Consider the following 18,030-nt stretch of genomic DNA (forward strand, 5'->3'; position numbering starts at 1 on the left):
GAACGGGGTGGAGCGGGGGTGAGGGGTGTCAGTCCACCTGGTCTTCCCAGAGCGTGAGGGTGATCGTGCCCGCGTAGGCGCCGGGGGTGACCGTGCTCGGGACCTTCAGGAAGAGGTCGGCGCCGGCCGTCCAGCTGCCGACGCTCGCGGCGCTCTGCGAGTCGAGGCTCAGCGCGAGCAGCTCGTTGCCGACGAGTCCGACGTTGTCGGCCGGCACGTTGGGCGTGGGGGCGTCGAGGACCGTGTTCACCTGAGCGCCCTCGCCCACTTCGCCGTCACCGGTGTCGGTGATCAGCTTCGGCGCCCAGCCGAGGTGACCGGCGTCGATGCTGTTCGTGCCGTCCGCCAGTGCGCTGGACTGGCCCGTGACGTACCAGAACACGCCCTCCGGCACGCTCTGACGGTCGTCGGTGACCGTGACGTCGGGCAGGGCGCCGTTGAACTGGCGGATGCCGGCGTCGCCCGACGGAACCTCGGTCAGCGAGGTCGAGCCCGATGCGACGCTCAGCGTGAGGGCGCCCACCGCGTCGATCTGCACGTCGACGCCGACCTCCTGGTTGCCCACCGCGTTGTCTTCGGCGGCGAAGGCGGCTCCGGCGCCGCCGATCAGCAGCAGCCCTCCGACGACACCGGCGGCGGTGCGCGCGAGCACGACGTTCTTCTTCATTGCTTGACTCCCGTTCTCAGAGCGGCCTCTGCGCCGCGCCGGATGCTGTCGGCCCGACGGTGGGCCTCGACTCCGAGAAATGTTAGCGATAACGGTTAGCGGAAACAGTAACGCTTTGATAACGCCGTCGCGGCGCGACCGACGGCCCCGACCACGCCCCGCCTTCCCGCGGTCGGGTGCCTTGACACGCCCGCGGCCGCCGCCCTACCGTGAGCCGCGTCGGATTGTTTCCGCTAACACCCACGACCGTCCATCGGCGGTCGACCCCCTGAGCGATGGCGCCCTCCCGCCCCCGCGACGCAGCCGTCGCGGGATCGGACCACCGGCTCGTCGCCGCGACCGAGAACAGCGAGGTACCCGCGCATGACGACGCGCCCGAGAGCCCGATTCCGCCTCCCCGGAGTCCCGAACCGTCCCGCCGCCGCCCGGCCGCCGATCCGCGCCGGCGCCGTCCTGACCGCCGTCGCCCTCGCGGTCGCCGGAGCGACGGTTCCCACGGCCGCCCAAGCGGATGCCGCGGCGCAGCCGATCATCCACTACTCGTTCGACGCGGCCGCCGGCACGACCGTCGCCGACGCGAGCGGCAACGGGAACGACGCCACGATCCGCCTCACCGGCGCCACGGTCGCCGACGGCGCGCTGTCGCTGCCCGGCGGCGCCCGCGCGACGGCGGCCTACCTCGAGATCCCCACCGCCGCGCTCGTGGGCAAGAAGGACCTCACCATCTCGACGTGGCTCTCCCCCCGCACCGGCGCCGCGAACACGGCCGCCGCCTTCATCGGGGCACCGGTCGCCTCCGGCGCGTCGTACTCCTCCGGCTACTGGCTGCTCAACCCCAGCAACCCCTCCGGCTACGTCAAGTCCGTCATCACCAACGCGACCAACGCCGGGTCGCCGTGGAGCACGGAGGTCGGCGCGGGCGCGACCGGCGCCGCGACCGCGGGCGCCCGCACGCCGGCGGGGCTGAGCCTGTACACCACCGTGATCGACGGCACGAGCGGACAGCTGCGCGTGTACGTCAACGGGTCGCGCATCACCCAGAACGCCATCGCGCGCGACGTCGCCTCGTTCGGCGCCACGCTGACGGCGAGCCTCGGCCGCTCGACGTACAACGACACCAACTGGAGCGGTCTGGTCGACGACTTCGCCGTGTACTCCCAGGCGATGTCGGATGCCGACGTCCAGAGCCTCTACGCGGGCCAGGCCCTCGACCGCGCCGTCGCGGGGGTGACCGTCCCCACCACGGCGACGGCCGACTTCACCCTCCCGACGACGAGCGCCGGCGTCGCCGTCGCGTGGCAGTCGGATGCCGCGGCGATCTCCGTCTCCGGGGGATCCGCGACCGTGCGCCGGCCCGCGGGGGGCGCGGGCGACGCGCACGTGACCCTCACCGCGACCTTCACGGTGGGCACGACGACGCGCACGCAGACCTACTCCGTGACCGTGCCGCAGGAGCTGACCGACCAGCAGCGGGTGTCGCAGGACATCGCGGCCGTGCAGGTGAGCGGCCTCGACGACGTGCGCACCAACTTCTCGGTGCCGACGCTCGGCGCGCAGGGCTCGACGATCACCTGGACCGTCAGCTCCGGCGCCGCCTCGGCCTCGCTCCGCGACGGCGTGCGCGCCGACGCGCGCACCGTCGTGGTCGCCCGACCGGCCGCGGGATCCGCCGCGGCCACCGTCGAGCTCACGGCCGTCGCCCGCAGCGGCGACGCCACGGCCAGCCGCACCTTCACGGCCCGCGTGCAGCCGATGCCGGGCGGCTCGGCCACGACCGAGGCCTATTTCTGGACGTTCTTCACCGGCGAGGGTCAGGGCGCGGAGCGGGTCAGCATCGCGGCATCCAAGGGCAACGACGCGCTGAGCTGGAACACGCTCAACGGCGGGCAGCCCGTGTTCTCCTCGACGGTGGGCACGCAGGGCCTGCGCGATCCGTTCATCCTGCGGGCGCCCGGCGGCGACAAGTTCTACATGATCGCCACCGACCTCAAGATCGACGGGCTGGCCGGCGGCTTCACGACGGCGCAGATCTCCGGCTCGCGCTACATCGAGGTGTGGGAGTCGACCGACCTCGTCACCTGGTCGGCGCAGCGCCACGTGAAGGTCTCCAGCGACTTCGCCGGCAACACCTGGGCGCCCGAGGCCTACTGGGACGAGGAGCTCGACACCTTCGTGGTCTGTTGGGCCTCGAACCTCTACCCGACCGCGAACGCCGCCGACCGCACCGCCGTCACCTACAACCGCATGATGTACGCCACGACCGACGACTTCGTCACCTTCTCGGAGGCGAAGCCCTGGATCGACGTGCGTCGCGGCACGGGTCTCGGCACGATCGACTCCACCGTGGCCAAGGTCGGCGACGTCTACTACCGCTTCACCAAGGACGAGGCGAGCATGACGATCCGCGAGGAGAAGTCGACGAACCTGCTGGCGACCGTCACGGGCTCGCTGCCAGGCACCTCGGGAGCCGCGGACCAGTGGACGCTCGTCCAGGAGCGCGTCGCCACGGGCCTGTCCAACGGCGAGCCGGGCGGCGTGTACTCCAGCGGCGAGGGGCCGAACGTCTTCCCCGCCAACGAGGGCGACGTGAACGGGCTGGACTGGTATCTGTTCATCGACCAGCCGAACTACCACGGCGGACCGAACCACTACGTCCCGTTCGGCACGACCGACCTCGACGGGGGCACCTGGCAGCCGCTCGGCGCGAAGCTGCGGCAGGGTCTGCCGCAGAACGCCGACGGCGGCAAGCCCCGTCACGGCACCGTCCTGCCGATCACCCGCGCCGAGTACCAGAAGGTGCTGGAGGCGTACGCCCCCGACATCGCGGTCGCCTCGGTCGCGGCGATGGACCTGTCCACCACGGCGGGCACCGCCCCGACGCTGCCGCAGGCCACGCTGACCACGCTCAGCGGCGCCCAGCGCACCGTCGACGTCGTGTGGGACGCGGTCGCCCCGTCGTCGTACGCCCAGCCGGGCACCTTCACGGTGCGCGGCGTCGCGCAGGACGACTCCCGCATGCCGGTGGAGGCCACCGTCACGGTGACGGCCGCGGCCCACGTCGCGGTGACCACCACGGCCCGCTGCGTCCTGGGCAAGGCGACGCTCGTCGTCACGACCGCGAACGAGCGCGGCGGCGACGCGACGGTCACGGTCGTGACCCCGTACGGGTCCCGCAACATCACGCTGGCCGCGGGCGCGACGTCCTCGTACGCGTTCACGACGCGTCTGACGACGATGCCGGCCGGTCAGCTGTCGGCGACGGTGACGCAGGGCGGGGCCGTGTCCCCGCTCACCGTGGCCTACGCCGCCCGCAGCTGCGGCTGACGCCGCCGCATCGTCCGTCGACGACGGGGGTCCGTTCTGTCGGGAACGGGCCCCCGTCGTCATACGCTCGAGGCATGCCTCTGGACGATGCCGCCCCCGAAACACCGGCCGACGCCGTCGACGCGGTCGTGGATGCCGTGGACCGCGCGATCGACGAGATCACCGAGGTGCCCACCGACGACGGCCGCATCGAGGTGTTCGCCGATGCCGGGGCGAGCCTGATCGCGGAGCGCCGCGGCGACCCGCAGGCCGAGCTGACGGTCGTGCTGATCCACGGGATCGGGATGGGACGGAAGGTGTTCGGCGACCTCGTGCTGCACCTGCAGGACCATGCGCTCGTCGTGGCCGTCGACCTGCCGGGCTACGGCGACGCCCCCGAGCCGCCGCGCACGCCCACGATGGAACGCATGGCGGATCTCGTCGCGGCCTACCTGCGACACCTCGACCGCGGTCCGGTGGTCCTGCTGGGCCACTCCATGGGGACGCAGGTGGCCACCGAGGTCGCCGCCCGTCACCCGGAGACCGTGGGCAGGCTCGTCCTCGTCGCGCCGACCGTCGACCGCCACCACCGGCGGGCCCTGCGCCAGCTGTGGCGCCTCGGGCGGGATCTCTGGGGCGAGAGCCCCAAGGTGCTGCTCCTCGGTGCGCGCGAGTACGTGCGGGCCGGGCCGCACCTGCGACGCAAGATGCGGGCGATGCTCGCACACCGCCCGGAGCACGCGTTCCCCCGGATCGCCGCGCCCACCCTCGTCGTGCGCGGGGAGTTCGACGTCGTCGTGCCGGCACCGTGGTTCGACGAGGTCGTCGCCGCGATCCCCGATGCGCGCCCGTTCGTGATCGAGGGACATCGCCACGAGACGCTCATCCGCACGGCCGAGCCGGCGGCATCCGAGCTGCGACGCTGGCTGTCGCAGGACTGAGCTCCGCGACGATTCAGCCGGCGGTGTCGGCGGCGGACAGCTCCGCGATCAGACGCGCGACGACGTCCTCGTCCACGGTGAGCCCGGTCTCCGCGATGCGTCCGCGGACCGCCTTCTCCACCGTCGCGACGTTCTCGCCGAGCACGTCGGCGCGCAGTTGCGCGACCAGCCCGTCGAGCCGCTCCCCCTCCGTCGCGTCGTGCATCGCGAGCGCGGGCTCGTCCTGCGTGGCGCCCTGCGGGCCGCTCGCACCCTCGGGCCGTCCGTCACGGTCGTCGACCATGGTGTCCTCCTCCTCGCCGAGCCCACGTCGTGGCTGAGATCACTGTGCCGCCCGCGCGGCCGGCGGGCCAGGGCCTTGACGGCGCGGTCGGGCCCGCAGTAGGCCCTCAGCCGGCGCGGCGCTCGGCGAGCAGGGACCGGTGCTCGGGGTGGGCGTCGAACCAGTCGGAGACGTACCAGCAGACCGGGCTGATCGCGCGATCGCCGCGGGCGGCGACCTCGGCGACGGCGCGGGCGACGACCTCGCCGGCGTAGCCGTGGCCGCGGAAGGTCGGGACGGTGTACGCCCGCGTCATCGCGACCGTGCGGCCGTCGTCGCGGTAGTCGAGCACGCTCACGATCTGCTCGCCGTCGCGCAGGACGTACCGCGACTGCTCCGCCTCGTTCGTGAAGGACAGGTCGTCGCGTGTCTCTCCGGTCATGCCTCTACGCTACGCCGCGCCGCCGTGACGGGGGCCGGGTGCGTCGCTATCGCCGCGGAGCCTCCGGCAGCGAGCGCACCCACGCGTCGACCTCGCGCTGCCCGCGCAGCCGGACGACGGGATCGCCCGCCGCGATGCGCGCCTCCATCCGCCGGGTCATCGTCGGATGGGTGGTCCACGCCCAGCGGATGATGTTGTCCTCCGGCGCCCACTTCAGCCAGGTCCGCGGCCGCTCGCGGTTGCCGTGCCAGAGCTCTTCGCGAAGGATGCCGCGGCGCAGCGTGCGCCGGATCACCCGCGCCATCACGACCGGCCGCGAGTGGTCCACCCAGACCACGGCGTCGGCGCCGCCCGGGGTGCCGGGCTCCATCAGGTCGCCCAGGCGCGAGTTCCAGTTGCCGTCCGCGACCCACCCCTCCGGGTGCGCCGCGAGGAACGCCCGCACGCGGGCCTGGGCCTCGTCGAGGTCGCGGTACGTCCACCCCTCGTCCCAGAACACCGCGTCGAGCTCGAGCCGGGCGAGCCCCATCCGCGCGGCCACGACCTCCGCGAGCCGGGACTTGCCCGACCCCGAGGTGCCGACGACACGGATGCGATGGGGAGGGGACGCGCGCACGATCATGCACTCTGTCATATTCCGTCATCTTGCGGCGGCGGCATCCGTGCGGTTTGACACATCCGGACACCGTTCGTCATAATCAGGCGCATGACTGACAACGCACGCACTCTGTCCGCCCTGGAGGCGAACGGACATGCCGGCATCATGATGCCGCGCGTTGCCATGTGTTGCCGAATGTGCCACTGACGGTGAACCCCGCCGGGTGCGCCCGCCGACGCTGACCCACACTCTCAGCCGGCGCCACCCCCCGAGCACCGCACCGCGCACAACGCGGATGCCGGCTGTCTCGCACAGGCCCTCGCATCGGATCCGATGCGACATCTTCCTCCGGGCCCCTCGCAACACACACTCGAACCCGCTTCTCGGCCCTCCGCCCGGGTTCCGCCTCCGAAGGACATCTCCCGTGTCGAACTCCGCTCTCCTCGCCTCGCCCGCTCCCGTCCGTCACCTCCGCGCCGTCCCCGACGTCGCCGCCCGCCCTGCCGCTCCCGCTCCCGCCGCTCCGGCGACGCCCGCACCGGCGACCGGCAGCGTTCCCGTGGGCACCGCTCCGCGCGGGTTCGCGCTGTACGTCGGCATCGACGAGGCGAAGGCCGCCGCCGCCGGCGTGTCGCTGTCGACGCTCGTCGAGGCCCTGCGGCGCACGCTCGGCGAGCTCGCCCCGCACGCCGAGACGTACGCGACCGTCGCCCTGGCCCCGGCCGGCGCGGGCGGCCGTGACGTCGACGTCGTCCGCCTCGCCCTGCACGAGCCCAGCGCCGTCGCGCGCACCAAGCAGGAGGAGCCGGAGGACGACCACGTCCCCGGCGGCGTCACGATCGACATCTCGCGTCGGCGCGTGCACATCGAGGGCGAGGCGGCGCAGCTGACGTTCAAGGAGTTCGAGCTGCTCCAGTACCTCGTGCTGCGCGAAGGGCGCACGATCGAGCGGGCCGAGCTCGTCTCGTCGCTGTGGAGCCACGCCGACGCCGAGGAGGCCCCCGGCGAGCGCACCATCGACGTGCACGTGCGACGGCTGCGCTCCAAGCTCGGCCGCTACGAGGACATCGTGCGGACCGTCCGCGGCATCGGCTACCGCTTCGACCGCCACGCCGACGTCGTCATCCGCTACGGCCACGGCACCCCCTCGCCCGACCGCTTCTGAGCCACGGCGCGTCCCGCGCGCCCGACCGCCCGCGGTGTCGGAGCCGGTGTCGGAGGTGGTGACGTAGGGTGTGCGCATGACGACGCGGGAGAGGATGCCGGCGCGCACCCGTGACCCGCGACCCGCCTCGCCGCGCCCCGTCGAGACCGAGTACCGTCCGCGCCTGCCGATCGATGCGGCGCGAGCGATCCGGCACCAGCAGCGCGGCGCGCACGATCCGTCGCAGCGGGAGCACGAGGGGGTCATCTGGCGCGCGACCCGCACGCCCGAGGGCGTCGCGACGCTCGCGCTGCGCATCGAACGCACCCGCGTGCGTGCCGCCGCGTGGGGACCGGGAGCCGCGTGGGCGCTCGCGCAGGTGCCGGCACTGTGCGGCGCCGATGACGACCCCGCCGGCTTCGAGGCGCACCACCATCCGGTCGTCGCCGAGACCCACCGCCGGCACGACGACCTGCGCCTCGGCCGCACCGATCTCGTCTTCGACGCGCTCGTCAGCGCGATCTTCGAGCAGAAGGTCACGGGCCTGCAGGCCTTCGGCGCCTGGCGGATGATCCTGACCTGGTGCGGCGAGCGCGCGCCCGGTCCCACGCCGCTGCCGATGTTCGCCCCGCCCGCCGACTGGCATCGCATCCCCAGCTGGACCTGGCATCGCGCGGGGCTCGAGCCGGCGCAGTCGCGGACGATCGTCGATGCCGCCGCCCGGCGCGCGTCGATCGAGCGGGTCGCGACGGATGCGGCATCCGCCGATGCACCCCTCACCGCTCTGCGCGGGATCGGGCCGTGGACGAGCGCGGAGGCGCGCATCCGCGCCTTCGGCGACGCGGATGCCGTCAGCGTCGGCGACTATCATCTCGCCCACCAGGTCGGTTACGCGTTGACGGGACGCCGCGTCGACGACGACGGGATGCTGGAGCTGCTCGAGCCCTGGCGCGGGCACCGGCAGCGGGTCATCCGCCTGCTCGGGCTCAGCGGCCGGTTCGAGCCGCGGCGGGGTCCGCGCCTCGCGCCGGAGGACCATCGCGCGCGGTGACGCGGTGACGGCGATCTCCTAGGCTGACGGCATGACGCACAGAGGCTGGCCGCGCGGTCGCATCGGATGGCTGGTCGGCACGCTCGTTCTGCTGGCGGCCGGCGTGGTGTTCGGGCTGATCCTGCAGAACGTCTGGCTGGGACTGCTGCTGGCCGTCATCGTCTCCATCGGCTGGCTCCTCGCCTACGAGTCGTGGCGCGGTCGCACCCCGCGGCTGGACGATCCCTGGGACGACGGCGCGCAGCTCTGACCCCCTCCTTTGGCGGTGTCGACGCCCATCCGGCATAGTAGAGATTAGGTATGCCTAACCTATCTCGCGACGACGGTCGCGTCACACCGCAACCGAGGAGTTCCCTATGACCCTGCGCCGTTTCGCGGCCGTCGTGCCGCTGGCCCTGGCATCCCTGCTCGTCCTGTCCGCCTGCGCCGGCACCTCCACCGCGCCCGCGTCGTCCGCCGCGGCCGCCGCCGACTACTACCCCGTGACGGTCACCGACCTCGGCGGCAACGAGGTCACGATCGAGAGCGCGAACAGCGTCGCGATCACCGACAACCGCCTCTTCCAGCTCGCCGCCGACTGGGATCTGCCGATCACGGTCGCGCCGCGCGATCTCATGAGCCCGAACAACCCGCTGAAGGACGACGAGGACATCCTCAACATCGGCACGCACGGCGAGCCGGACTACGAGCAGATCGTCGCGGCCGACCCCGACCTCGTCATCACGGGCTACCGCTTCGGAGGCGAGGAGACCGCGAAGGGCGTCCGCGACGCGGCCCCCGACGCGGCGATCGTCGACACCGACACCCCCGCCGGGATGTCGGCCGACGAGTACCTCGTGAAGAGCGTCACGCTCATGGGCGAGATCTTCGACCGCAAGAACGAGGCCGCCGCGCTGATCGCGCAGTTCCACGACGCCGTCGCCGCCGCCACGGCCGCCTACGACCCGGCCACGACGGTGATGGGCCTGATCACGACGGGCGGCGAGATCAACTACTCCAACCCGACGGACGGGCGCGGCGCGAGCATCTTCTTCAGCCTGCTCGGGCTGACGCCCGCCCTGGATGCCGCGGGCACGCAGACCGACAAGGGCGACACCCTCTCGCTCGAGGCGCTGGCCGCCGCCGACGCCGACGTGTTCCTCGTGCTGGACCGCGACGCCGCCGTCGGCGACGGGGAGGTCACCCCGGCGCTCGATCTCATCACGGGCTCGACCGCACTGGCGAACGTCGCCGCGGTGAAGGACCGCGCGATCTACGTCCTCCCGTCCGACTACTACCTGACCGAGGACGTCTTCGCCTACATCTCGGTCCTCAACGGCCTCACGACGCTCTTCGAGAGCCGCTGACGCCCCCACAGGTCGCCGCCGCGACCCCCGGCATCCCGCACGGCGGGCCGGGAGGCCGTGGCGGCGGCCACCGCTCGGAGCCGCCTCCCATGCCCGATCCCACCGCCCTGCGTCGCGTGACGAACGTCGACGCGCTCGCCACCCGGCGAGCACCCGTGCGGAGCCGGCGCCGGCGCGCCGTGACCCTCGCCGCGGGCGTCGCCGCCACGGCGGTGCTGCTGGGCGTCTCCCTCTTCGTCGGCGTCGCCGACATCACCGACCCCACCGGCGCCGACTTCCTGTGGATCACCCGCGTCCCGCGCACCGCGTCGCTCATGCTGGCGGGGGCGAGCATGGCGATGGCGGGACTCGTCATGCAGCTCATGACCCAGAACCGCTTCGTCGAGCCGACCACCGTCGGCACGACGGAGTGGGCCGGCCTCGGACTCCTGCTCGCCGCAGTGCTGGCGCCGTCGGCGGGAGTCGTGGCGAAGATGCTCGCCGCGATCGCGTGCGCGTTCGTGGGCACCCTCGTCTTCTTCGCGTTCCTGCGGCGCGTGTCGCTGAAGTCCTCCCTCATCGTCCCCATCGTCGGCATCATGTTCGGCGCCGTGATCAGCGCCGTCACGGCGTTCATCGCCATCCGCGCGGGGCTGCTGCAGATGCTCGGCGGATGGTTCCTGGGCCGCTTCACCGGCGTCGAGGCCGGTCGCTACGAGCTGCTGTGGATCGTCGTCGCCGTCGCCGCGGTCGTCGCGTTCACGGCCGACCGCTTCACCGTCGCCGGGCTCGGCAAGGAGGTGGCCACGAACGTCGGGCTGCACTACGAGCGCGTGGTGCTCATCGGCGTCGGGCTCGTCGCCATCACGACCGGCGTCGTCACCGTCGTGATCGGGATGCTCCCCTTCCTCGGCCTCATCGTGCCGAACCTGGTCTCGATGATCCGCGGCGACGACCTCCGCGAGAACCTGCCGTGGGTGTTCCTCGCGGGAATCTGGGTGGTGACGGTGTGCGACATCATCGGTCGCATCGTCATCATGCCCTTCGAGATGCCCGTCTCCCTCGTGCTCGGCGTGATCGGGCCGGTGGTGTTCATCGGGATGCTGCTGCGCACCCGGAGGACCGATGCTCGCTGACCGCGCCACCGGCCGTGCCACCGCATCCGCCCCCGCCGCGCCCCGCGCCGTCGGCGCCTACGCGAGCGCCGCGCGGCGCTCGCGCGCGCACCTGCGGACCGCCGCCCTCGTCGCCGTCGCCCTCGCGCTCACGGTGCTGCTGCTGACGTGGGACAACCGGTTCGAGCCGTTCAGCGATCGTTGGTGGCGGGTGACGTCGATGCGGACCACGACCGTCGTCGTGATCGCCCTCGTGACGTTCTGCCAGGCCCACGCCACCGTCGCGTTCCAGACGGTGACGAACAACCGCATCCTCACCCCCTCGATCATGGGGTTCGAGTCGATGTACGTGCTCATCCAGACCGCCGTCGTCTTCGTGTTCGGGACCACGTCGGTGTCGGGCCTGTCCCCGACCTGGCGCTTCGTGCTGCAGTCGGCGGCGATGGTGCTGTTCGCCGTGCTGCTGTACTCGTGGCTGCTGTCGGGACGCTTCGGCAACCTGCACGTCATGCTGCTCGTGGGCATCGTCCTCGGCACGGCCATGAGCTCGCTGTCGACCTTCCTGCAGCAGCTGCTCGATCCCAGCACCTTCGACGTGCTGCGCGCACGCCTGTTCGGCAGCATCGGCAACGCGGACACGGGGCTGCTGTGGCTCGTGGTCCCGATCTGCGCCGTCGCCGGAGGGGCGGTGCTCCTGCTGTCCCGGCGGCTCGACGTGCTCGCGCTCGGCGGCGACATCAGCACGGGTCTCGGCATCCGCCACCGGCGCCAGGTGATGCTCATGCTCACCCTGGTGGCGGTGCTGATGGCGATGAGCACGTCGCTGGTCGGGCCCATGACGTTCCTCGGCTTCCTCTCGGCGACGCTGGCCTACGCCGTCGCCGACACCCACGAGCACCGCCGGGTGCTGCCGACCGCGTGGCTGGTCGGCTACGTCATCCTGACCGGCGCCTACTTCCTGCTGCGCCACGTCTTCTCGCTCGTGGACAGCGTGACCATCGTCGTCGAGCTCATCGGCGGCATCCTGTTCCTGCTCGTCGTCTTCCGGAAGGGGCGCCTGTGATCCGTCTGGACGGTGTCGTGAAGGACTACGGAGCCACCCGCATCGGCCCCGTCTCGCTCGAACTGCCCGCGGGCGGGATCATCTCCCTCGTCGGGCCCAACGGCGCGGGCAAGTCCACGCTGCTCACGATGATGGGCCGCCTCTCGACGCCCGACACGGGGACGATCACGATCGGCGGCGTCGACGTGCACCGCACGGCGTCGAGAGAGGTCGCGCGCATCGTGTCGATCCTGCGGCAGGAGAACCATTTCGTCACGCGGCTGACCGTGCGCCAGCTCGTCGGATTCGGAAGGTTCCCGCACAGCGGCGGCCGGCTGACCGCCGGCGACGAGGAGAAGATCTCCGAGGCGATCGACCTCCTCGATCTCGCCCCGCTCGAGCAGCGGTTCCTCGATCAGCTCTCCGGGGGCCAGCGCCAGCGCGCGTACGTCGCCATGGTGCTCGCGCAGGACACGCGCTACGTGCTGCTGGACGAACCGCTCAACAACCTCGACGCCGAGCACTCGGTGCGGATGATGATGCAGTTGCGTCACGCCGCCGACGCCCTCGGGACGACCATCGTGATCGTCCTGCACGACATCAACTTCGCCGCCGCCTACAGCGATCGCATCGTCGCGATGGACGACGGCGCGATCGTGGTGCACGGCACCCCCGACGAGATCATCCGGGACGATGTCCTCAGCCGCGTCTTCCGCACCCCCGTCACCGTCCTCGACGGCCCGACGGGACGATTCGCCGTCTACCACCGTCCGCCCGTCCACTGAGGAGCCCGCATGACCGCCACCCCCGCCTTCCGCCTCGAGCGTCGCCCCCTGGAGCTGCGGTTCCGCCGCGCGCAGCTGACCGCGCGTCAGTGGCTGACCCCCGCCTACGTGCGCGTGCGCGTCTCCGGCGCGGACCTGCGTGGATTCGACTCCCCGGGCGCCGACGACCACCTCCGCCTCTTCTTCCCCGACGCGCCGCCGGCGTCCCTCGAGGAGCTGCGGGCGGCGCCGAGCCGCGAGTACACCCCGCTCGCGTGGGATGCCGAGGAGGGATGGCTGGACATCGAGTTCGCGCTGCACGGTGCGGAAAACGGTGCGGAAAACGGTGCTGACGGCGGCGACAACGGCGTGGCCGCCGAGTGGGCGCGCGACGCGGAACCGGGCGCCGCGATCGGCGTGGGCGGCCCCCGCGGTTCGATGGTGCTCACCGGCCGGCCCGACGGCTGGCTCCTCGCCGGCGACGAGACGGCGGTGCCCGCGATGCGCCGCTTCGCGCACCTCATGGACGCCGACGCCGTCGGGCGCATCCTCGTCGAGTCGTCCGACGAGGCGCACGAGCTGCCGATCGCGGCGCCGCCCGGGGTGATCGTCGAGCAGGTGCATCGCGGCGGCGCGGCCGCCGGCGTCGCGCTCGCGCACCGGCTCGACGCGCTCGGGGCCGCCGACCGGCCGGCCGGCGACGTCTTCGGCTTCGTCGCCGCCGAGCAGGGGATCGTCCGCCCCGGGCGGGCGCTGCTCGTCGAGCGCTGGGGCCTGCCCGCAGACCGCATCGTCGTGAAGGGCTACTGGAAGCGCGGCGAGAGCGCGTACCACGCACCCCACTGAGCCGTCGACCGCCGCCCCGCCCCCTAACATGGGCGCATGATCGTGCGCTCCCGCCTCCTCGCCTTCGGGTATCGCGCCGTCGCGGCGCTCGTCATCGTCGTCGGCATCGCGCGGGTGTCGGGACTGTGGACCGCGTCGCCGACCTGGACGTCGTTCCTGTACTACACGGTGCTCAGCAACGTGCTGTGCCTGGCCTGGATGATCCTGTCGGCCGTCGTGACGCTGCGCGACGCGCAGCGCGAGGGCTGGACCGGAGCCTCGACGCCCTCCGCGCGATGGGCGGCGGCGGTCATGGAGGCGATCACCGTCACGATGCTGATCTACCTCTTCGTGCTCGCCCCGTCGCTGTTCACCCAGCCGGGCGCCTATCAGCCGTTCACCCTGACCGACAACCTCGTGCACATCATCACGCCCGTCCTCGTCATCGTCGACTGGCTCCTGTTCGTCCCCAAGGGGCGACTGCGCGGCTATGACCCCCTGCTGTGGGCCCTCATCCCCTACGCCTACCTCGTGTTCGCGTTCGGCTACAGCGCCCTCGGCGGCCGCTTCGCGGGCGGCACGACGGTGCCCTACCCGTTCATGGACGTGTCCACGCACGGCGTGGGCGGCGTCGCGGTGTGGATCGTCGGCCTCACGGTCGCGCTCGTCGCCGTCGGCTATCTCTTCCTCGGGCTGGACCGGCTGCTCGCGCGCGTCGGGCCCGCCGCGGAGGCGGAGCCCGCCCACTGAGCGACGACGCGCCTACATCTCCTCGTGGGTCTCGGGGTCACCGTCCCACAGGCGGCCGCGTTCGAGCCCGCTGATCGCGCGGATCTCGGCATCCGTGAGTGTGAAGTCGAACACATCGGCGTTCTCCACCTGCCGCGCCGGAGTCGCGGACTTGGGGATCGGCGTCGACCCGAGCTGCGTGTGCCAGCGCAGCACGGCCTGGGTCGGGCTCACGCCGTGCGCGGCCGCGACGTCGGCGACGACCTGCTCGCTCAGCAGCTCGCTGCGCCGCGCCAGGGGGCTCCAGCTCTCCGTGCGGATGCCGTGGGCGGCGTGGAAGGCGCGGAGGGCGTCCTGGGGGAAGTAGGGGTGCATCTCCACCTGGTTGACGGCCGGCGTCACGCCCGTCTCGTCGATGAGCCGCGTGAGCATCGCCGCGGTGAAGTTCGACACACCGATCGAGCCGACCTTCCCGTCGCGGCGGAGGTCGATCATCGCGCGGAAGGTCTCGACGTAGCGATCGACGCTGGGGTTCGGCCAGTGGATGAGGTAGAGGTCGATGCGGTCGAGACCGAGACGCTCGAGCGACCCGTGCGCGCTGCGGACGGTCTCCTCGTAGCCGTGCTCGCGGCCCGGCACCTTCGTCGTGACGATGAGCTCGTCGCGGATGCCGCTGCGGCGCACGGCCTCGCCCACCTCGACCTCGTTCTGGTAGTTCACGGCCGAGTCGAGCAGGCGGTAGCCGGCTCCGATCGCCGCCTCGATCGCCGCGACGCCGTCGTCGCCGCGCAGCGTGTAAGTGCCGAAGCCGAGCTCCGGGAAGGCGGTGCCGTCGTTCAGGGAGACCGTGGGGATCGTGACCATGACCCCACGCTACGCCCCGCGGCGGACCGTCAGTCGCCGAGCAGCCGCGCGATCACGGTCAGCACGCCGGCCTGCGCGTTCGACGGCGCGCGGAAGCGCGCAACGGCGGCGACCTCGGGATGCGCGTCCGCCATCGCATACGACCAGTCGGCGGCCCGCAGCAGCTCGAGATCGTTCAGGTAGTCGCCGAAGGCGGCCGTCTGCGCCGACGTCACGCCCAACGCGTCCTGCAGCGCGCGCAGCGCGACGCCCTTGTTGACGGTCGGGTTCATGATGTCGACCCAGTGCTGACCGGAGACGACCACCTGATGGGTCGCGGCGAGGTCGGCGAAGGCGGGCGCCGTGTGCCGTTCCCCGCCGTCGACGTCGAAGATCGCCAGCTTGAGGATCTGATCGTCGACCGCGAGCAGGTCGGGAACGACCTCCAGCCGGGCGTAGTACTTGTCCACCTCGGCGAGGAACGCCTCGTCCGTGTCCTCGACGTAGGCCGAGCGCTTTCCGCACAGCACCAGCCCGGCCCGCAGGGCTCCGGAGGCGACCAGCGACCGCACGCGCACCACGACCTCGGCCGCGACCCGCGGGTCGACGGCGTCGGAGCTGACCTCGACGTCGCCGCGGACGACGTACGCGCCGTTCTCGGCGATGTAGTCGAGCTCCGCGTCGACACCGGCGAACGTGCGCTGCAGCGTCGCGAGCTGCCGTCCGCTCGCGGGAGCGAAGGCGATGCCCCGATCGCGGAGGCGCTCGAGCAGGGGCCACAGGCCTTCCGGCACCGAGCCGTCGGGCAGCAGCAGCGTGCCGTCCATGTCGACGGCGATGAGACGGATGTCGGCGGAGGTCACGCCTCCATCCTCCCCCACCGGCCCCGCCGCGCGTCGCGCGCCGCGACCGGGGGATAACCCGAAACGGAACCGGGGGACCGCTCCCCTGCGCCCGCGGTCGGCCGCGCCCTAGCGTGGAGTCATGCCCCACACCGATCATGCCGGCGCCCCTCCCGCGCCACCGGCGACCGTGCCCGAGGCGACGCCCACGCGTCGGATCGGCCTGCTCGCCCACCTGGGCGCCATCGCGCAGCTCGCCGCGATGGGCCTCGCCGGCACCGCCGTCTTCACCGTCCTCCTCCTGCTGCTGAGCCTCGGACTGGGCCTGCTGCCCGCCCTCGGCATCGGCGCGGTCTTCCTCGTCGCCTTCGTCTACGCGATGTGGGCCACCGCCTGGCTCGAGTACGCCCGCGTCGACGGGCTCTACTCGTTCGGCCTGCCCGCCCTCCCCCTCCGACACAGCGGCCGTCCCGGATTCGGCGGCTGGCTGCGTTCGCTGTGGCGTCAGTTCACCGACGGACCCATGTGGCGCGGCATCGCCTCGGCGGCGATCTCCACGATCCTCGGTCTCGTGGTGCTGCCGATCGTCGGCGCCCTCGCCTCCAGCGTCGCCGTGCTGTTCACCCCGCTGGTCGGCGGCGACAGCGTGCGCGTGCCGAGCACCGATGTGCACATCGGCAGCGAGTGGGCCGTGTTGGTCGGCGTCGTCGGCATCCTCGCCGGCCTCGCCCTCCTGGTCGGCGCCGCCCTCCTGCACGGCGTGCTCACCCGCGCCGTCCTCGTGCCCAGCCGCGAGGCCGTACTCCTCGAACAGGCCCGCACGGCCGGCACCCAGCGCGAGAGCGCCGTGCGCGCCGGCGAGGTCGAGCGCACCCGCATCGAGCGCGACCTCCACGACGGCGTGCAGCCCCGGCTCGTGTCCGTCGGGATGACACTGGGCCTGGCCCAGCAGAAGATCGACTCCGACCCGGCCTCCGCGAAAGCCCTGATCGACGAGGCGCACACTTCGACCAAGGCCGCCATCACCGAGCTGCGCCAGCTGGCCCGCGGTATCCATGCGTCGGTGCTGGACGACCGCGGGCTGGATGCCGCGCTGAGCGCCCTCGCCGCGCGTTCGCACGTGCCGGTGAGCCTCGACGTGCGCCTCCCCGCCCCCGCGGCCGGCCGCTGCAGCCGCACCGCCGAGGCGGCCGTCTACTTCGCGATCGCCGAGTCGCTCACCAACGCGGCCAAGCACTCGCGCGGCAGCGAGGTGCGTGTCACGGTGCGTCTACGCGACGCCGTCGACGGCGCGGCGACGATGCTCTGGGCGCGCGTCGAGGACAACGGCGTCGGCGGAGCCCAGGTGCTCCCCGGCGGCGGGCTGGACGGCATCGCCCACCGCATCGCCGCGGCCGGCGGCATGAGCCGGCTCGACAGTCCCCACGGCGGCCCGACGGCGCTGGAGGTGAGCGTCCCGTGCGCATCCTGATCTGCGAGGACTCCGCGCTCCTGCGCGAGGGACTGGTACGGCTGCTCGACGACGCCGGACACGAGGTCGTCGCAGCCCTGCCCGACGCCGGCGACCTCGTCGCCACGGTCGAGGCGACCGCGCCCGAGCTCTGCATCCTCGACGTCCGCCTCCCCCCGACCTTCACCGACGAGGGCATCCGCGCCGCGGTGCACCTGCGCCGCACCCGCCCCGACCTGGCGGTGCTGGTCCTCAGCCAGTACGTCGAGGAGCAGTACGCCGGCGAGCTCATCACCGAGCAGTCGGGCTCGCTCGGCTACCTGCTGAAGGACCGCGTCGCCGACGTCTCAGACTTCCTCGACGCGGTCGCGCGGATCGGCGCCGGGGCGACCGTGCTCGACCCGGAGGTCGTCGCCCAGCTGCTGACCCGTCGCGGTCGCGACGTGCGCATGGAACGCCTCACCGACCGTGAGCGCACCGTGCTGGCGCTCATCGCCGAAGGCAAGAGCAACCAGGCGATCGCCCAGACGCTGTTCGTCAGCGAGGCGAGCGTCGAGAAGCACATCACCTCCCTGTTCCAGAAGCTCGATCTGGAGCAGGACGAGCACGGCAACCGCCGCGTGCTCGCCGCCCTCATCCACTGGGAGAACGGAACCGCCCGATGACCACCCTCACCCCGCCTCCCGT

19 protein-coding genes are annotated in these 18,030 nt (G+C 72.4%); 13 read left to right on the plus strand and 6 right to left on the minus strand.

Annotated elements, in window-relative coordinates:
- Nucleotides 1-28 precede the first annotated feature (28 nt).
- A complete protein-coding gene (locus tag AC1Q49_RS14220; protein ID WP_492492939.1) occupies nt 29-667 on the minus strand; it encodes a hypothetical protein in 639 nt (212 codons plus the stop codon).
- 363 nt (nt 668-1,030) lie between these two features.
- Here AC1Q49_RS14220 and AC1Q49_RS14225 point away from each other — a divergent pair, with 363 nt between their 5' ends.
- Both AC1Q49_RS14225 and AC1Q49_RS14230 read left to right on the plus strand, forming a co-directional pair.
- On the plus strand, nt 1,031-3,991 hold the full coding sequence (locus AC1Q49_RS14225; RefSeq protein ID WP_492492941.1) for an immunoglobulin-like domain-containing protein: 2,961 nt from the start codon (nt 1,031-1,033) through the stop codon (nt 3,989-3,991).
- A 74-nt stretch (nt 3,992-4,065) separates the two neighbouring features.
- Complete coding sequence (locus tag AC1Q49_RS14230; RefSeq protein WP_492492943.1) at nt 4,066-4,911, plus strand: alpha/beta fold hydrolase; 846 nt, start codon at nt 4,066-4,068, stop codon at nt 4,909-4,911.
- Nucleotides 4,912-4,924: 13 nt separating this feature from the next.
- On the opposite strand, the gene AC1Q49_RS14235 is transcribed toward AC1Q49_RS14230, so the two are convergent.
- From AC1Q49_RS14235 to AC1Q49_RS14245, 3 genes are all read right to left on the minus strand, one after another.
- Nucleotides 4,925-5,194: a hypothetical protein gene (locus AC1Q49_RS14235; protein WP_060959376.1), complete on the minus strand. Its 270-nt coding sequence runs from the start codon at nt 5,192-5,194 to the stop codon at nt 4,925-4,927.
- A 106-nt stretch (nt 5,195-5,300) separates the two neighbouring features.
- The gene (locus tag AC1Q49_RS14240; protein WP_060959375.1) at nt 5,301-5,615 is read right to left on the minus strand and encodes a GNAT family N-acetyltransferase; all 315 of its coding nucleotides are present in this window, start codon (nt 5,613-5,615) and stop codon (nt 5,301-5,303) included.
- A gap of 46 nt (nt 5,616-5,661) precedes the next feature.
- On the minus strand, nt 5,662-6,237 hold the full coding sequence (locus AC1Q49_RS14245; protein ID WP_492492946.1) for a P-loop NTPase family protein: 576 nt from the start codon (nt 6,235-6,237) through the stop codon (nt 5,662-5,664).
- Between the two features lie 400 nt (nt 6,238-6,637).
- On the opposite strand from AC1Q49_RS14245, the gene AC1Q49_RS14250 reads away from it, so the two are divergent.
- The 9 genes from AC1Q49_RS14250 (at nt 6,638) to AC1Q49_RS14290 (ending at nt 14,229) form a co-directional block, all read left to right on the plus strand.
- Entirely contained in the window at nt 6,638-7,378 is a 741-nt protein-coding gene (locus AC1Q49_RS14250; RefSeq protein WP_492492948.1) for a winged helix-turn-helix domain-containing protein, read from the plus strand.
- A gap of 76 nt (nt 7,379-7,454) precedes the next feature.
- Entirely contained in the window at nt 7,455-8,408 is a 954-nt protein-coding gene (locus tag AC1Q49_RS14255; RefSeq protein ID WP_492492950.1) for a DNA-3-methyladenine glycosylase family protein, read from the plus strand.
- A gap of 31 nt (nt 8,409-8,439) precedes the next feature.
- A complete protein-coding gene (locus tag AC1Q49_RS14260; protein ID WP_101305582.1) occupies nt 8,440-8,658 on the plus strand; it encodes a hypothetical protein in 219 nt (72 codons plus the stop codon).
- A 106-nt stretch (nt 8,659-8,764) separates the two neighbouring features.
- Nucleotides 8,765-9,754 (plus strand): ABC transporter substrate-binding protein, encoded by a 990-nt coding sequence (locus AC1Q49_RS14265; protein ID WP_492492953.1) that lies wholly within the window; start codon nt 8,765-8,767, stop codon nt 9,752-9,754.
- Between the two features lie 89 nt (nt 9,755-9,843).
- Entirely contained in the window at nt 9,844-10,869 is a 1,026-nt protein-coding gene (locus tag AC1Q49_RS14270; RefSeq protein WP_061781982.1) for an ABC transporter permease, read from the plus strand.
- Entirely contained in the window at nt 10,859-11,911 is a 1,053-nt protein-coding gene (locus tag AC1Q49_RS14275) for an iron chelate uptake ABC transporter family permease subunit (RefSeq protein ID WP_061781983.1), read from the plus strand. The genes AC1Q49_RS14270 and AC1Q49_RS14275 overlap by 11 nt, the downstream gene beginning before the upstream one ends.
- Nucleotides 11,908-12,675 (plus strand): iron ABC transporter ATP-binding protein, encoded by a 768-nt coding sequence (locus tag AC1Q49_RS14280; RefSeq protein WP_060959070.1) that lies wholly within the window; start codon nt 11,908-11,910, stop codon nt 12,673-12,675. The genes AC1Q49_RS14275 and AC1Q49_RS14280 overlap by 4 nt, the downstream gene beginning before the upstream one ends.
- A gap of 9 nt (nt 12,676-12,684) precedes the next feature.
- Nucleotides 12,685-13,500, plus strand: coding sequence for a siderophore-interacting protein (locus AC1Q49_RS14285; RefSeq protein WP_492492956.1), 816 nt, complete (start codon nt 12,685-12,687; stop codon nt 13,498-13,500).
- 36 nt (nt 13,501-13,536) lie between these two features.
- Nucleotides 13,537-14,229, plus strand: a complete 693-nt coding sequence (locus AC1Q49_RS14290) for a Pr6Pr family membrane protein (protein ID WP_492492958.1) — start codon at nt 13,537-13,539, stop codon at nt 14,227-14,229.
- A gap of 12 nt (nt 14,230-14,241) precedes the next feature.
- Here the strand turns inward: AC1Q49_RS14290 and AC1Q49_RS14295 are convergent, their stop codons facing one another.
- Together AC1Q49_RS14295 and AC1Q49_RS14300 are read right to left on the minus strand one after the other, a co-directional pair.
- Nucleotides 14,242-15,072 (minus strand): aldo/keto reductase, encoded by an 831-nt coding sequence (locus AC1Q49_RS14295; RefSeq protein ID WP_061781984.1) that lies wholly within the window; start codon nt 15,070-15,072, stop codon nt 14,242-14,244.
- 29 nt (nt 15,073-15,101) lie between these two features.
- On the minus strand, nt 15,102-15,914 hold the full coding sequence (locus tag AC1Q49_RS14300; RefSeq protein ID WP_492492960.1) for a Cof-type HAD-IIB family hydrolase: 813 nt from the start codon (nt 15,912-15,914) through the stop codon (nt 15,102-15,104).
- A gap of 121 nt (nt 15,915-16,035) precedes the next feature.
- On the opposite strand from AC1Q49_RS14300, the gene AC1Q49_RS14305 reads away from it, so the two are divergent.
- On the plus strand, nt 16,036-17,364 hold the full coding sequence (locus AC1Q49_RS14305) for a sensor histidine kinase (protein ID WP_492492961.1): 1,329 nt from the start codon (nt 16,036-16,038) through the stop codon (nt 17,362-17,364).
- Entirely contained in the window at nt 17,352-18,008 is a 657-nt protein-coding gene (locus tag AC1Q49_RS14310) for a LuxR C-terminal-related transcriptional regulator (RefSeq protein ID WP_492492963.1), read from the plus strand. The genes AC1Q49_RS14305 and AC1Q49_RS14310 overlap by 13 nt, the downstream gene beginning before the upstream one ends.
- Nucleotides 18,009-18,030: the final 22 nt, after the last annotated feature.

Source organism: Microbacterium sp. MPR-TSA4, from assembly GCF_058792815.1.

Coding starts and splice junctions, on each gene's coding strand:
- AC1Q49_RS14220 (WP_492492939.1), bottom strand. CDS start 667: ATGAAGAAGAACGTCGTGCTCGCGCGCACCGCCGCCGGTGTCGTCGGA.
- AC1Q49_RS14225 (WP_492492941.1), top strand. CDS start 1,031: ATGACGACGCGCCCGAGAGCCCGATTCCGCCTCCCCGGAGTCCCGAAC.
- AC1Q49_RS14230 (WP_492492943.1), top strand. CDS start 4,066: ATGCCTCTGGACGATGCCGCCCCCGAAACACCGGCCGACGCCGTCGAC.
- AC1Q49_RS14235 (WP_060959376.1), bottom strand. CDS start 5,194: ATGGTCGACGACCGTGACGGACGGCCCGAGGGTGCGAGCGGCCCGCAG.
- AC1Q49_RS14240 (WP_060959375.1), bottom strand. CDS start 5,615: ATGACCGGAGAGACACGCGACGACCTGTCCTTCACGAACGAGGCGGAG.
- AC1Q49_RS14245 (WP_492492946.1), bottom strand. CDS start 6,237: ATGATCGTGCGCGCGTCCCCTCCCCATCGCATCCGTGTCGTCGGCACC.
- AC1Q49_RS14255 (WP_492492950.1), top strand. CDS start 7,455: ATGACGACGCGGGAGAGGATGCCGGCGCGCACCCGTGACCCGCGACCC.
- AC1Q49_RS14260 (WP_101305582.1), top strand. CDS start 8,440: ATGACGCACAGAGGCTGGCCGCGCGGTCGCATCGGATGGCTGGTCGGC.
- AC1Q49_RS14265 (WP_492492953.1), top strand. CDS start 8,765: ATGACCCTGCGCCGTTTCGCGGCCGTCGTGCCGCTGGCCCTGGCATCC.
- AC1Q49_RS14270 (WP_061781982.1), top strand. CDS start 9,844: ATGCCCGATCCCACCGCCCTGCGTCGCGTGACGAACGTCGACGCGCTC.
- AC1Q49_RS14275 (WP_061781983.1), top strand. CDS start 10,859: ATGCTCGCTGACCGCGCCACCGGCCGTGCCACCGCATCCGCCCCCGCC.
- AC1Q49_RS14285 (WP_492492956.1), top strand. CDS start 12,685: ATGACCGCCACCCCCGCCTTCCGCCTCGAGCGTCGCCCCCTGGAGCTG.
- AC1Q49_RS14290 (WP_492492958.1), top strand. CDS start 13,537: ATGATCGTGCGCTCCCGCCTCCTCGCCTTCGGGTATCGCGCCGTCGCG.
- AC1Q49_RS14295 (WP_061781984.1), bottom strand. CDS start 15,072: ATGGTCACGATCCCCACGGTCTCCCTGAACGACGGCACCGCCTTCCCG.
- AC1Q49_RS14305 (WP_492492961.1), top strand. CDS start 16,036: ATGCCCCACACCGATCATGCCGGCGCCCCTCCCGCGCCACCGGCGACC.